Raw genomic sequence first — 13,450 nt, forward strand, 5'->3', positions numbered from 1 at the left:
ATCAGCTTTCCAGAAAGGCGGCGATGGTCGCGGCCAGCGGCTCTGCCGCCTCTAGCGGGGCCAGGTGCGCCGCTGCCAGCGCAACATGGCGCGCGCCGGGAATGCGCGCAACCAGGTGTTCGCCATGGCCCTCGAACGGCGTCGAGGTGTCGCGCGTGCCGGTCACTACCAGCGTCGGACAGGCGATGGCGTGGAGCCGGTCGGCCAGGGCCATGTCGCGAATGGCACAGGCACAGCCGGCATAGCCTTGCGCGTCCATGGCAAGCAGTTGACGCCGCACCGCTTGATAGATGGCCGGATCGGCAGCATCGGACAGGAAACGCCCCATCGCCAGATCGACGATTCCGGCCATGCCTTGCTCGCGCACGGTGGCAACGCGGCTGTCCCACGCGGCGCGGTCCATCGTTGCCGAAGTGCAGATCGGCAGCAAGGCCCTTACCCTGCCCGGCGCGCGCAGCACCAGTTCCATGGCGATCATCCCGCCGAGCGAAACACCCGCCACGGCAAAGCGCGCAAATCCAACGGCGTCGGCTGCGGCCAGCACATCGTCTGCCAATTGCGCCAGGCTGTAGTCCCCCGGATCGGCCAGCGAAGCGCCATGGCCGCGCGTATCGATCCGCAGCAGCGCGAAGCGATCGCGCAAATGCGGCAGGACGGCGTCCCACAGGTCCATGTCGGTGCCGATGCTGTTGAGCAGAACGAGCCCGGGCGCCTGATCGCGCCCGTCGTGCTTGATGTATAGCCGGGCGCCAGGGCGCGCTAGGAACGGCATGCCAATTCCTTTGATGCGGTCGGTGCGTGCTCTGACGCGGTCAGGGAAAGCGCCAAGGGCGCCGCCGTCTTGGCCAGCACCTCCGCCTCGGTTACACCCGCTGCGCATTCGATCAGGGTGAGCGCGCCCTTGCCGCGATCGACCGCAATAACAGCGAGATCGGTGATGATGAGGTCCACCACCGCCTTGCCGGTGAGCGGCAAAGTGCAGGCAGGCAGGATCTTGGGGCTGCCGTCCTTGGCAACATGATCCATGACCACGACCACACGCTTGACCCCCGCAACCAGGTCCATCGCGCCGCCCATGCCTTTCACCATCTTGCCCGGGATCGTCCAGTTGGCGAGATCGCCCTGGGCCGAGACCTCCATCGCGCCAAGCACGGCCATGTCGATGTGGCCGCCCCGGATCATGGCAAAGCTGTCTGCCGAAGAGAAGAAACTGCTGGTCGGGAGCGCGGTCACCGTCTGCTTGCCGGCATTGATCAGGTCAGGGTCTGCTTCCCCGTCATAGGGAAAAGGTCCGATGCCCAGCATGCCGTTTTCCGATTGCAGGGTTACGTTCACGCCGGGCGGCACATGATTGGCCACCAGAGTGGGAATGCCGATGCCCAGGTTCACATAATATCCGTCGCGCAGTTCGCGGGCGGCGCGGGCGGCCATCTCGTCGCGGGTCCAGGCCATTATGCACTCTCCCGCTGACGCGTGGTCAGCTTCTCGATGCGCTTCTCATTGATCGTGGCGAGGACGATCCTGTCGACGTAGATGCCCGGTGTGTGGATGCCATCGGGGTCGAACGTCCCTTCAGGCACGATTTCCTCCACTTCCACCACGGTCACTTTGCCGGCCGTCGCCATGTTGGGGTTAAAATTGCGCGCCGTCTTGCGATACATGAGATTGCCCGCGGGGTCCGCCCGCCAGGCTTTGATGATCGAGAGGTCCGCCCGCAGCCAGGTCTCTCGCACATATTCGGCGCCTTCAAACACGTCCACCGGCTTCCCCTCGGCCACGACAGTGCCGGCCCCGGTTTTCGTGTAAAAGGCCGGAATGCCCGCGCCGCCGGCGCGGATCCGCTCGGCCAGCGTCCCTTGCGGGTTCAGTTCCAGTTCCAGTTCGCCAGACAGGTACTGGCTCTCGAACAACTTGTTTTCGCCGACATAGGACGAGATCATCTTCTTCACCTGCCGGCTTTCCAGCAGCATCCACAGGCCAAAGCCATCGGCACCGGCATTGTTGGAAATGATCGTCAGATCCTTGACCCCGCTTTGGCGGATTTCGGGGATCAGGCTTTCGGGGTTGCCCGAAAGCCCGAACCCGCCCGACATGATGGTCATCCCGTCAAACAGAAGGCCATCAAGCGCAGCGGCAGGATTGGCGTAGATCTTGTCCATGTCGTATCGAAACCTTTAGCCGAAGAATGCGCGTTATCCGCCCTGGCGGTGCGTTATGCCGCATCCACTGGTTCGGCAGCAGCACGGGCGCGGGCGGAAAAACCCTCGTCTTCGGCATCGCTGGCTCGCTGCAACTGGAAATCGAACGCGATATATGCCGCATCACCCTGGCGATTGGGCACAGGCAGCAGGCCTTCGCGCGTGCCAAAGGCAAAATCGTCGGCTGCAAAGGGGTCGTCGCCGAAATTGATCTGGGTGGTCAAGGTGCGATAGCCCGGTGCCTCGATGAAGAAGTGCACGTGCGCCGGGCGATTGCCATGCCGGCCCAAGGCCTGCATCAGTTGGTCCGTTGCGCCACCGGGCGGCACCGAATAGCCGCTCGGCTGCTTGGAATGAAACGCATAGCGCCCGTCCTTGCCCAGCTTGATGCGGCGGCGGTTGTTGAACGGGGTCTGTTCGCCGGTTGGATCGAAGTGCGAATACCACCCTTGGCTGTTTGCATGCCAGACATGCACGATCGCATTCTCCACCGGCTCGCCATCGGGGCCAGTTACCGCGCCGCTCATGTAGAGAGTGTGGGCGCCGTCGTCGGGATCGACCGTCAGCGCGGCATCGCCTTCCACCAGCGGCGCACCGGCCACATAGAGCGGCCCTTCGATGGTGCGCGGTGTGCCGCCAACCCGCCCGGCTTGCGCGTCCTTGGCATCCAGGAACAGGTCGATGAAATGCTCAAGCCCGATGCCCGGTACGATCAGCCCGAGTTCGCCGGAACCTTCGGCAAGATACTTGACGGCCAACCAGAATTCGCTCTCCGACACGTCATGCTTGACGATCACGGTCATGGCGCTTTCGATAAGGTCGCGCATGATAGCCTTGAGACGCGGGTTGCCACCGCTTTCCTCGATGCCCGCCGCGCGATCGAGCAGCTTCTGGACTTCTGGCGATTTGACGAAGCTGGTGTCCATGTTCACTCTCCTGGATGTCTTTTATGCCCGGTTTTCGTACGCTGCGCTCAGCGATCGTCGTCGTGGAGCGACGAGGGATGCCGGCACAGCGGGGTCACTTTGATGGTCATGAACGGAAACAGCGGCAGCGCCATCAGCGTGTCATGAAGCGCGGCATTGCTCTCCACATCGAAGATCGAGACGTTCGAATAAAGCCCCACCTTGCGCCAGATGTGGCGCCAGGTCCCTGCCGCCTGAAGCTGCTGGAAATAGGCTTTTTCCTCAGCCTTGATCCGCGTCGCTTCATCAACATCGAAGCCCAGCGGGATGTTGACGTCCATTTCCACCATGAACAGCATGGGTTTCAGGCTCCTGCACTGACGGGATGAAGACGCGGCCCGTCGCGGTCGCGCCGGAAGAAGGCGAGCTTGTCCTCGTCAAAAGCGATGCCAAGCCCTGGCCCGTCGGGCACGCCCAACGAGAAGTCGCGATAGTCGAGTGGCTCGCGCAGAATCTCTTCGGTCTGCAGCAGCGGGCCGAACAACTCGGTTCCCCAGGCCAGATGCGGGATGGTGGCAAAGACATGGGCCGAGGCGGCCGTACCGACACTGCCTTCGAGCATCGTCCCGCCATAGAGACCGATGCCTGCGGCCGCGGCGATTGCCGCAACTTCGGCCGCAGCAAACAGCCCCCCGGATTGGGCGATCTTGAGCGCAAACACATCGGCCGCGCCGGCCGAGGCGATGCGCAGTGCGCTGCGCGGCCCGTGCAAGGCTTCGTCGGCCATCAGCGGGATCGTCTGCTGCGCGGTCAGGCGGGCCATCGCCGCGATGTCATCGCCCGCGATCGGTTGCTCGACCAGATCGCAGCCCACATCGTGCAGCATCGCCATGCCCAGGCTGGCCTGCGTTGCCGACCAGTTCTGGTTCACATCGACGCGAATGCTGGCGCGATCGCCCAGCGCCTTGCAGATCGCGCCGACGTGGGCAACGTCATCGCGCACCGCACGCTTGCCGATCTTGAGCTTGAAGATGCGGTGCCGGCGCCGATCGAGCATTTCCTCACCCTCGGCAATGTCGCGCCCGGTATCGCCGCTGGCCAGGGTCCAGGCCACGGGCAGCCGATCGCGCCGCGCTCCCCCGGAAATCAGCGCCGAGACCGGCACGCCAAGGCGTTTGCCTGCGATGTCGAGCAAGGCGGATTCCACTGCGCATTTTGCAAAATGGTTGCCGCGCACACTGGCGGAAACCTTGGCCATGGTCGCGCCGACCTGCGCAATATCGCAGGTTTCCAGCACGGGCAGGATATAGGTGTCTATCGCCGACTTGATGCTTTCGGGGCTTTCCGGGCAATAGCTGAGACCACCGATCGTCGTGCCCTCACCCACGCCTTCGATGCCGTCGGCGTCGGTCAGGCGCACGATCACCATCGATTGTGCATGCATTGTCGCCATGGCCAGGACATGCGGGCGGATCGTCGGCACATCGACAATGAAGGTATCAGCCCGACTCAGCGTTGCCATTGCAGAAATTGCCCCAAACAGCAGAATTTCAATGATCGATAAGCCTTGCGCCGGAAGCAATCCAACATCTATTGGGTCTAATCTCTATACCTGATAGGTATGAACCATGCTGGACCTGCGCCTCTTGCGCTATTTCGTGATCGTTGCCGACGAAGGCAATTTCAGCCGCGCGGCCGAGCGGATGCATATTGCCCAGCCGCCATTGTCGCGCGCGATCCAACAGCTCGAAGCCCATGTCGGCGCGCCCTTGCTGGATCGCACGATGCGGCCGCTGCGCCTTACCGAGGTTGGTCGCCTGCTCCATGCCCAGGCCGTGCAATTGCTGGCGCGGATGGAGGATGTCGACACGATGGTGAAGACCGCCGCCACCAGCCGCCGGCGGCGGTTCGTCATCGGGTTTGTCGCCTCCACGATCTATGCCCGGCTGCCCGAAATGATCCGCGAGTTCCGCAAGGTGGCGCCAGATGTCGAGATCGTGATGGTCGAAAGCACGACGCTCGAACAGATCGCACAGCTGAAGGACGGGCGCATCGACGTAGGCTTTGGTCGCATCCGCTTCGACGATCCGGCCGTACGCCGCATCGTTCTGCACAACGAGCGGTTGATCGCCGCCTTCCCGGTCGACCATCCCCTGGCGCGCGGTGAAGGGCCGATCTCGCTGCACGACCTGGCGAACGAGCCGCAGATTCTCTATCCGCGCTCTCCGCGCCCAAGCTATGCCGACCAAGTTCTATCGCTGTTCCGCGACCAGGCGATCGAACCACGCATCGTCCACGAGGCGCGCGAACTCCAGATCGCCATTGGCCTTGTCGCGGCGGAGGAAGGCATGGCCATCGTCCCGGAGTCGGTGCGCCGCGCGCGCAGCCACGACGTTGCCTTTCGCGAACTGGCCGAGCCTGCGACATCGCCGATCATCATGAGCCACCGCGTGGGCGATCTTTCGCCCGATATTGCCAGTATGACCGAGGTTGTGCGCCGCAAATACCGCGATTGGAGCCATGACGCGCCTTTGTCAGGCGAACTGTGACGATGCCCCGCGTTGCCCGCGCAACCAATAGTTGACCTGCGAGCGCGTCATGCCAAGGCGCCGCGCCGTTTCGGTGACGTTGTTGTTGGTGGCCACGAGCGTTGCGCCGATCAGACGGTCTACCACCTCGTCGCGGGTCAGGCGCGCATCGAGCAGTAGGGCATCGATCCTATCGGACGCTTCGGGCAGGCCAGACGCCCCGCGGCGAATGCGATCCATCACATAGGCGGAAAATGGCTCACCGGCTCGCCCGTCGCCATCGCCGCCATCGGTGTGTCCGCCGTCGAACGATTGCGCCGTCATCGTGACGTGGTGGATGCCGATCAGCTCGTTATCGTCGGCCAGGATCACCGCCCGCTCGATCAGGTTTTCCATCTCGCGAATGTTGCCCGGCCAATCGTATTCCAGGAAATGGCGAATGATCGCATCGTCGAACGCCACCTGGGTGCGCCCGTGCTTGGCGCACATCTTGCGCAGGAAATAGTTGGCCAGCAGCGGGATATCGGCGCGGCGCCGGCGCAGCGGCTGGATCGTGATCGGAAAGGTGGAAATCCGGTGCAGCAGGTCTGACCGGAACGTGCCGTTTGCCACATCCCGGTGCAGATCCGCATTGGTTGCAGCCACAAGCCGGGCGTTGGTGCGCAGCGGCCGGCTGCCACCCACGCGATCGTATTCGCCTTCTTGCAGCACGCGCAGCAATTTGGCCTGAGCCGCGAACGACAACGTGCCGATTTCGTCCAGAAACAGGGTTCCGCCTTCGGCCCGCTCGAAGCGCCCCGGGCGCGACGCCGTAGCGCCGGTGAACGCCCCCTTGTCCACGCCGAACAATTCCGCCTCGATCAGCGTTTCGGGAATGGCGGCGCAGTTGACCGACACCAGCGGACCATCGGCACGGTTGCTGCGCTTGTGCAATTCGCGCGCGAACACCTCCTTGCCCACGCCGCTTTCGCCGGTGAACAGTACCGGCGCATCGGTTCTCGCCACCTTGTTCACGAGGTGAAGCGCCAGGTTGAACGCCGAGGAGGCGCCGACGATGGAGCGTTGACCGATGCGCAGGTCTTCATCGGGTAGCAGCTTTCCCGCCGCCACCTCGCCCTGTCGCTGTGCATAGTTTTCCGCGCGGAACCAGCGCATTTCCTCGTCGGCGTTTTCCCACTGCTCGGCCGCCTTGCCGACGAGGAAGCAGCGATCGTGCCCCATGGCGACGCATTGCACTTCTCGAAAGATCATCGCCCGCCCGAAAAAGGCCGAAGCATAGCCCGAAGCATAGCCCACCTGCTGCCATCCACCGGGATAGGGCGTGATGCCCAGTTCCTGCCGGTGCGACAGGCATTCGGCAGAATTGTGCCAATGATATTCGCTGTAGAAATGGCCGGTCTTGCGATCCGCTTCGAACACCAGCGGCTCGACCTTGACCGATCCCTTGAGCGCATGAAGCTGCGGCCCGACGGCGAAGCCAGCGAAAATGTCATCTTCCTTGCGCAGGTCCAGTGCCAGTTGCGCATCGGCCGAACCGATGCCGTACCCGATCCGCGTCACCAGCCCGCGCGCTTTGTCATAACCCAAAGAGGACACCAGCTCGCGCCGCATGATCGCCAGGGCATTGTTGTCGGTCAGCACCATGCGCTGGCCGTTCAGCGTGATCTCGGCCCGATCGGGATCGTAGTGGAAGGACTTCCACAGATCGTCGAACGATGGCTCACCGGCCACGACCAGTTTGCGCGCCAGATCGCGCGCGGCATCGCGTTCTCCGGCCCAGGCCGGATGCGAAGGATGCTCGCTGGGCATCACTCTCCCCTGTGTTTGTTTTTATACAACTCCAGCATAATGAATGGCCAATTTTGCGCAACAGTTCTCATGCCACACGAACGATCTCGCGCATCATGCCAATTATTTCATGCCCTTATTTAAACTGGCACATTCCCTGCTCTTACACTCTGCGCAACGGCACTCCGAAACAACGGGGGCCATTACGGAGGGGTAGAAATGATCAAAGCAGCCTTGCTCACCGGGACCGCCATGCTGTCTGCGGCGTTGGCAACTCCCGCCATGGGCCAAACCACAGCCGGCACCGAACCGGCTGCCACCGCGCAGAATGCTCCTGCCGCCGATACCGGCATCGCTGAAATCGTCGTCACCGCGCAGAAGCGTGCGCAGAACGTGCAGGACGTGCCCATCGCCATTTCAGCCTTTGCCGGCAATGCGCTGAAAGAGCGCGCCGTGGCTGATGTGTCGAGCCTTTCGAACATCTCGCCCAACGTGACGCTCGATGCTGGCTCGCCGTTCTCGGGTTCGTCCTCGGTCCTGTCAGCCTATGTCCGTGGCATCGGCCAAAGCGACTTTGCCGCCAACTTCGATCCAGGCGTCGGCGTCTATCTCGATGGCGTCTATCTTGCCCGCACCGTGGGCGCCAATCTCGATCTGCCCGATGTGCAGCGCATCGAAGTGCTCAAGGGGCCGCAGGGTACGCTGTTTGGCCGCAACACGATCGGCGGCGCGATCTCGATCGTCACGCGCGATCCGGGCAACACCACGTCGTTTCGCGGCGACATCACCACCGGCCGCTACAATCGGCTCGACATGAATGCGAGTGTCGACTTGCCCGTGTCCGACACGCTTGCTTTCGCGATAACCGGCGCCTCGCGCCACCGCGATGGCTATCTCAACCGCATTCCCTATCCTGGCGCGGCGACCTACGCCACCGATCCGGAATCCGCTTTCCGTGCCAACGGTACCGATCGCTCCGCCCAGGAAGGCGGGCAAAGCGAATGGTCGCTGCGCGGCAAGATGGTGTGGCGCCCGACAGACCGCCTGACCATCCGCGTCTCGGGCGATTACATGCGGCAGAACCAGCAAGGCACGGCCAACAAGCTGATCAAGACGACATCCAGCATGCCTTCGACGCTGGCCTTTCTCTACAACACCTGCATCAACACCCCGCAGGCGGGGCTGGCCGCAGCAGGGCTGAGCGCGCTGTGCGGTTCGCGCGGCACGCCGCTCAATCCGGGGCAGATGCTCGGCGGTATCGGCGGCGTGAATGTCGATGCCGATCCGAACAACAACCGCCTACCGTATGACGACCGCTTCGTTACCAACAGCATCGATACCAGCTATGCCACCGGCATCAACTTTTCGAAGATGAAGGCCTGGGGGCTTTCCGCCACCGTCGATTACGAACTGGCCGATGGCCTCTCGCTGAAATCGATCACGGGTTATCGTGATCTCGACTGGGCAACCGGCCTCGATGCCGATGGCTCGCCGCTCAACATCCTGGAATTCTCTTTCGGCCTCAAGAACTGGCAATTCAGCCAGGAGTTGCAGCTGGTTGGCCAGACCCTCGACAACAAGCTCAAGTTCGTTCTGGGTGGCTATTACTTCAAAGAACGCAGCCACATGAACGACTATGTGACGTTCGACCAAGGCCTGATCCAGATCGATGGCCCGAATTATCTCGACACCAAGAACTATGCTTTCTTCGGGCAGGTTGATTATGAAATCTCACCGCTTGTCTCGGTCACCGTCGGCGGGCGCTATACCAACGAGAAGAAGACCTTCAACGGCGGCCAGAGCGACCTCAACGGATTTTTCTACAAGGTCAGCGGCTGCACGACCTATGGCAATCCCTGTTCCTCGCTGCTCGGGTTCCCCGATCCCAACCAGCCGCTGCGCTTCTTTGTTTCGCAAGACCAGCATCAGAAATTCAACAACTTCTCGCCCAAGCTGGGCATCCAGTTGCACCCATCACGCGATGTGATGGTCTACGGTTCGTGGTCCAAGGGCTACAAGACCGGGGGTTGGACCACGCGACTTTCCGCGCCGCTCAACTATGCGCCCACGTTCAACCCGGAAAAGGCCGAGACGTTCGAGGCCGGGATCAAGTCCGAACTGCTCGATCGCCATTTGCAGATCAACGCTGCCGTGTTCACCACACGGTATTCCGATATTCAGCTCAATTTCCAGCTTGGCATTTCGCCCACCATCCAGAACGCCGGCGATGCCCGCATCAAGGGTTTCGAGGTCGAGGCCTTGCTCGCCCCGGTCGCGGGCCTCACTATCAACAGCTCGATCGGCTACACCCAGGCGAAGTATACCAGCGTGCTGCCGGGCGCCGTGGTGGCCCCCAACACGCTGCAGGCCGGCGTCTTTGTCGGCGCCCCGCTGCCCAAGGCCCCGAACTGGAAGTTCAACATCAGCCCGCGCTATGAATATCGCCTGGGCAACGGCGGCTCGGTTGTCGCGCTGCTCGACTATACCCGCACCAGCAGCCTGTGGAACGATACCGAGCGCACGCTCCTGCTCCAGCGCCCGGGCGTGGACTCGCTCAGCGCCAGCCTCACCTATCGGGCCCCGGACAAGCGCTGGAGCGCCACGGTGGGCGGCAGCAACCTGACCAACGATCGCTACATCGTCAGCGGCAATCTCCAGGCCGCCGGCCTCATCTTCGGCACCTACAACCGTCCCACCGAGTGGTATGCCCGGCTGGGCGTGGAGTTCTGACCATGCCAACCAAGACTGAAACATTCCTGCAAAACTGCTGGTATTGCGCCGGCTGGGGCACCGATGTCGGGCTCGGCAGCCGCGATCTTGTCGTGCGCAAGATCGCGGGCCGCTCGATCCTGCTCTATCGCACGCCGCAAGGTGCGCTGGTGGCGATGGAGGATCGCTGTCCACACCGTTCCGCCCCCCTCTCGCTTGGCCGCAAGGAAGGCGATGCCGTGCGCTGCATGTACCACGGCATGCTGTTCGGCCCCGATGGCCGCTGCCGCCAGGTGCCCGGCATGGACAAGATCCCGCCTGGCGCTGATGTGCCGACGCTCGCGGCGGTGGAAAAGGACGGCTGGATCTGGGTCTGGCTGGGTGATCCCGCCAAGGCCGACCCCGCGCTGATCTGCGAGGCGGTGGGGCCGACCGATCCCGACTGGGTGCTCAAAACCAACGCGATCCGCATCGAGACCAATTACCGGCAGGAAATCGCCAACCTGGCCGATCTCAGCCACGTATCCTGGGTGCATGGCGAAACCTTTGGCGGGTCTGACGACTGGAGCCTGATCCGCCCCCGCCACAAGAACCTGCCGCGCGGGATCGAGACGCGCTACACCGTGCGCGGCGTACCGGCGCCCAACTTTGCCAAGCACCTGTTCGATCCGGCGGCACGGTTCGATATCGATGTGCATGTCACGCTTACCGTGCCGTGCAATTTCATCATGAGCTTCCGCATCAAGTCTGCCGGCGATGCCACGTCGGGAGAGAGCAACGGAGACTTGCTGCTCGATACGTTTACCAGCCAGGCTGTCACGCCGCGCGACGATGGATCGATCGACTATTACTTCTCGTGGGGCACCAGCAAGGCCACCTGGTTTCCCGGCATCGTCGAACTGATGCATGCCACCAACCTCGATGCCTTTCTCGAAGACAAGCGCATTCTGGAAGGTCAGCGCGAGCGGCAACTGCAATATCCCGACGCCCCGCAAATCGACATCGTCCACGATGCCGGCCCCGGCCGCATGCTGTGGGTGCTCGACAAGCTGCTGGAGCAGGAAGCATCGGACCACGTGGCGGAGACCGTTGCATGAACGGATGGATTTCCGTTCGGGTCGCCGAGCGGCGCGAGGAAGCCGAGGGGATTGTCGGCCTCGTCCTCGCGCCGCTGCCCGGCGCCAGCCTGCCGCCATACGAACCGGGCGCGCACATCGACCTGAAAATGCCCAATGGCATGATCCGCCAATATTCGCTGTGCGGCCAGGTGGACGACACAACGGTCTATGAACTGGGCATCCTGCTCGAGACCGCCGGGCGCGGCGGCTCGCGCCATGTGCACGAAGAGGTCAAGGTGGGCGACGTGCTGGAAATCAGCGCGCCGCGCAATCTCTTTGCCCTGGTGCCAGGAGAGCCCGCGCTGCTGTTTGCCGGCGGCATCGGCATCACCCCGATCATCGCCATGGCCGATCATCTGGCGCGCAGCGGCACGCCCTATGCCCTGCACTATTGCGCCAGAACGCACGCGCGCATCGCGTTTCGCGAACGCATCGCGCACTCGCACGCGCCCCACCACGTGCATTACCATTTCGACGATGTGCCGCAGACGCGGTTGGACATGGCGCGCGTGCTGGCAGAGACCGATCCGCAGGCCCACCTTTATGCCTGCGGCCCGGCCGGCTTCATGGATTTTGTGATCGGCGCGGCGCGGGCGGCCGGTTGGCCCGAAGCGCGCCTGCACGTGGAGCATTTCTCCGCGCCGGAAGTGCAGGATCCGGGCGATGCCTTCGAGATAGAAATCGCCGGAACCGGGCAAATCGTGCCCGTTGCTTCTGGCCGAAGCGCGGCAACCGCGCTGGCCGAGGCAGGGATCGAAGTGCCGCTGTCCTGCGAACAGGGCATCTGCGGCACCTGCCTCACCACTGTGCTTGCCGGCATTCCTGACCATCGCGACATGTACCTGTCCGCGGCCGAACAGGCTGCCAACGACTGCTTCACGCCCTGCTGTTCGCGCGCGCGCACGCCGCGCCTTGTCATCGAAATCTAGATTGGAGAGGTCTTGCCATGAAAACCCGTGATCATTTCCTCATGAAGGCCTGGTACATCGCCGCCCTGTCCACCGAGGTGGACGGCGCGCAACTGTTCCATCGCAAGCTGCTGGGCAAATCAGTGCTGATCTATCGCCAGGCCGATGGCACCGCAGTGGCGCTGCACGATCGCTGCCCGCACCGCTTTGCCCCGCTCAGCATGGGTACGCGCCATGGCGACGAGGTGGCCTGTCCCTACCACGCGCTGCGCTTCAACGCGCAGGGGCAATGCACCCACAATCCCCATGGCACTGGCCATATTCCCAAGGCAGCGCAGGTCGATACCTTTGCCCTGGTCGAACGCCACGGCTTCCTGTGGATCTGGATGGACGCATCCGAACCCGATCTCACCCTGCTGCCCGATTATTCCCCGCTCGACATCGGGCACGAAAATGCCGTGGCCTACACCTACATGCACCTGCCGGTGAATTACGAGCTGATCATCGACAATGTCATGGACCTTAGCCACATCGACCACGTCCATGGCGAGATCATCACCACGCGCGGCAAGCTATCGCCGATCGTGCCGCAACTGCGCGAAACCGAAAAGAACGTGAGCGCGCGCTGGGAATGGTCGCAACAGCCGGCGATGATGATCTTCGCCCCGTTCCTGCCGCGTCCCGAAGACGAGGCCAGGCAGTTTTTCGACATCACCTGGAGCGCGCCGGCCAACATTCAGCTTACCGTTGCCGCGGTGCAGGACAGTGACCGCTTCGACGACGCGCTCGACCAATATGACCTGCACAGCTGCACGCCCGCCGATGCCTTCTCCACCCACTACTTCTTCGCCACGCGGCGCAATCACGTGGTGGAGGATGCAGATTACAACGCCGCCAAGATCGCCGGCATGCATGCCGCCTTTGAAGACGAGGATGGTCCGCTGGTTAAAGCAGTGCAGCAGGAAATGGGCGATGCCGAGTTCTTCTCGCTCAACCCCGTGCTGATGTCCAACGACGTCGCGCCGGTGAAAGTGCGCAAGATGCTCGATCGCATGATCCGCGCCGAACGCGCAGAGGCATAGCGCCACGCGAACACCCTGGGGGACGCCGCACCGGAACCTCAAGCCGAACAGGGCGCCGGCGCGATAACCTCACGTCCTGCGGGCAGCGTGGTTTGCGCCAGGCTGCCCGCCTTTTCATCTGGTGTACGTGCTCGCGGCACAAGATAACCTGCCAGTATGCAGAAAAGCGCGATTGCGCCACTTGGCCGGCACCCTGTCCAGATTTCCGGCACCA

General features: G+C 62.9%; 12 protein-coding genes. 5 read left to right on the forward strand and 7 right to left on the reverse strand.

Annotation, left to right across the window (positions count from 1 at the left end; all coding sequences use genetic code 11):
- Position 1: 1 nt before the first annotated feature.
- From FHW97_RS08220 to FHW97_RS08245, 6 genes are read right to left on the reverse strand one after another with little or no spacing between them, the layout of a single operon-like run.
- Complete coding sequence (locus tag FHW97_RS08220; protein ID WP_171798657.1) at positions 2 to 772, reverse strand: alpha/beta fold hydrolase; 771 nt, start codon at positions 770 to 772, stop codon at positions 2 to 4.
- Complete coding sequence (locus FHW97_RS08225) at positions 760 to 1,452, reverse strand: 3-oxoacid CoA-transferase subunit B (RefSeq protein ID WP_171798658.1); 693 nt, start codon at positions 1,450 to 1,452, stop codon at positions 760 to 762. The genes FHW97_RS08220 and FHW97_RS08225 overlap by 13 nt, the downstream gene beginning before the upstream one ends.
- Positions 1,452 to 2,159 (reverse strand): CoA transferase subunit A, encoded by a 708-nt coding sequence (locus FHW97_RS08230; protein ID WP_171798659.1) that lies wholly within the window; start codon positions 2,157 to 2,159, stop codon positions 1,452 to 1,454. Before FHW97_RS08230 ends, FHW97_RS08225 begins: the two co-directional genes overlap by 1 nt.
- Positions 2,160 to 2,212: 53 nt before the next feature.
- Entirely contained in the window at positions 2,213 to 3,124 is a 912-nt protein-coding gene (locus tag FHW97_RS08235) for a dioxygenase (protein ID WP_171798660.1), read from the reverse strand.
- Between the two features lie 47 nt (positions 3,125 to 3,171).
- Positions 3,172 to 3,462, reverse strand: a complete 291-nt coding sequence (gene catC, locus FHW97_RS08240; RefSeq protein WP_169048538.1) for a muconolactone Delta-isomerase — start codon at positions 3,460 to 3,462, stop codon at positions 3,172 to 3,174.
- A 5-nt stretch (positions 3,463 to 3,467) separates the two neighbouring features.
- Positions 3,468 to 4,625, reverse strand: a complete 1,158-nt coding sequence (locus tag FHW97_RS08245; RefSeq protein ID WP_171798661.1) for a muconate/chloromuconate family cycloisomerase — start codon at positions 4,623 to 4,625, stop codon at positions 3,468 to 3,470.
- Between the two features lie 109 nt (positions 4,626 to 4,734).
- Between FHW97_RS08245 and FHW97_RS08250 the strand changes: the two genes are divergently transcribed.
- Positions 4,735 to 5,652 (forward strand): LysR family transcriptional regulator, encoded by a 918-nt coding sequence (locus FHW97_RS08250; RefSeq protein WP_171798921.1) that lies wholly within the window; start codon positions 4,735 to 4,737, stop codon positions 5,650 to 5,652.
- Here FHW97_RS08250 and FHW97_RS08255 read toward each other — a convergent pair.
- Complete coding sequence (locus FHW97_RS08255; RefSeq protein WP_171798662.1) at positions 5,638 to 7,440, reverse strand: sigma-54-dependent Fis family transcriptional regulator; 1,803 nt, start codon at positions 7,438 to 7,440, stop codon at positions 5,638 to 5,640. The genes FHW97_RS08250 and FHW97_RS08255 overlap by 15 nt on opposite strands.
- A 198-nt stretch (positions 7,441 to 7,638) precedes the next feature.
- On the opposite strand from FHW97_RS08255, the gene FHW97_RS08260 reads away from it, so the two are divergent.
- Genes FHW97_RS08260 through FHW97_RS08275 form a run of 4 tightly spaced genes read left to right on the forward strand, consistent with a single transcriptional unit; the run spans position 7,639 to position 13,236 of the window.
- Entirely contained in the window at positions 7,639 to 10,149 is a 2,511-nt protein-coding gene (locus FHW97_RS08260) for a TonB-dependent receptor (protein ID WP_253941688.1), read from the forward strand.
- Positions 10,150 to 10,151: 2 nt separating this feature from the next.
- Entirely contained in the window at positions 10,152 to 11,225 is a 1,074-nt protein-coding gene (locus FHW97_RS08265; RefSeq protein ID WP_022676241.1) for an aromatic ring-hydroxylating dioxygenase subunit alpha, read from the forward strand.
- Positions 11,222 to 12,175: a PDR/VanB family oxidoreductase gene (locus FHW97_RS08270; RefSeq protein ID WP_171798663.1), complete on the forward strand. Its 954-nt coding sequence runs from the start codon at positions 11,222 to 11,224 to the stop codon at positions 12,173 to 12,175. Before FHW97_RS08265 ends, FHW97_RS08270 begins: the two co-directional genes overlap by 4 nt.
- Before the next feature lie 17 nt (positions 12,176 to 12,192).
- Positions 12,193 to 13,236, forward strand: a complete 1,044-nt coding sequence (locus tag FHW97_RS08275) for an aromatic ring-hydroxylating dioxygenase subunit alpha (RefSeq protein ID WP_022676243.1) — start codon at positions 12,193 to 12,195, stop codon at positions 13,234 to 13,236.
- Positions 13,237 to 13,450: the final 214 nt, after the last annotated feature.

This window comes from Novosphingobium sp. SG754, from assembly GCF_013149315.1.
Taxonomy (GTDB): domain Bacteria; phylum Pseudomonadota; class Alphaproteobacteria; order Sphingomonadales; family Sphingomonadaceae; genus Novosphingobium; species Novosphingobium capsulatum.

Bases quoted from the DNA above. Each gene is read 5' to 3' on its own strand.
- FHW97_RS08220 (WP_171798657.1), bottom strand. From the start codon at position 772: ATGCCGTTCCTAGCGCGCCCTGGCGCCCGGCTATACATCAAGCACGAC.
- FHW97_RS08225 (WP_171798658.1), bottom strand. From the start codon at position 1,452: ATGGCCTGGACCCGCGACGAGATGGCCGCCCGCGCCGCCCGCGAACTG.
- FHW97_RS08230 (WP_171798659.1), bottom strand. From the start codon at position 2,159: ATGGACAAGATCTACGCCAATCCTGCCGCTGCGCTTGATGGCCTTCTG.
- FHW97_RS08235 (WP_171798660.1), bottom strand. From the start codon at position 3,124: ATGGACACCAGCTTCGTCAAATCGCCAGAAGTCCAGAAGCTGCTCGAT.
- catC (WP_169048538.1), bottom strand. From the start codon at position 3,462: ATGCTGTTCATGGTGGAAATGGACGTCAACATCCCGCTGGGCTTCGAT.
- FHW97_RS08245 (WP_171798661.1), bottom strand. From the start codon at position 4,625: ATGGCAACGCTGAGTCGGGCTGATACCTTCATTGTCGATGTGCCGACG.
- FHW97_RS08255 (WP_171798662.1), bottom strand. From the start codon at position 7,440: ATGCCCAGCGAGCATCCTTCGCATCCGGCCTGGGCCGGAGAACGCGAT.
- FHW97_RS08260 (WP_253941688.1), top strand. From the start codon at position 7,639: ATGATCAAAGCAGCCTTGCTCACCGGGACCGCCATGCTGTCTGCGGCG.
- FHW97_RS08265 (WP_022676241.1), top strand. From the start codon at position 10,152: ATGCCAACCAAGACTGAAACATTCCTGCAAAACTGCTGGTATTGCGCC.
- FHW97_RS08270 (WP_171798663.1), top strand. From the start codon at position 11,222: ATGAACGGATGGATTTCCGTTCGGGTCGCCGAGCGGCGCGAGGAAGCC.
- FHW97_RS08275 (WP_022676243.1), top strand. From the start codon at position 12,193: ATGAAAACCCGTGATCATTTCCTCATGAAGGCCTGGTACATCGCCGCC.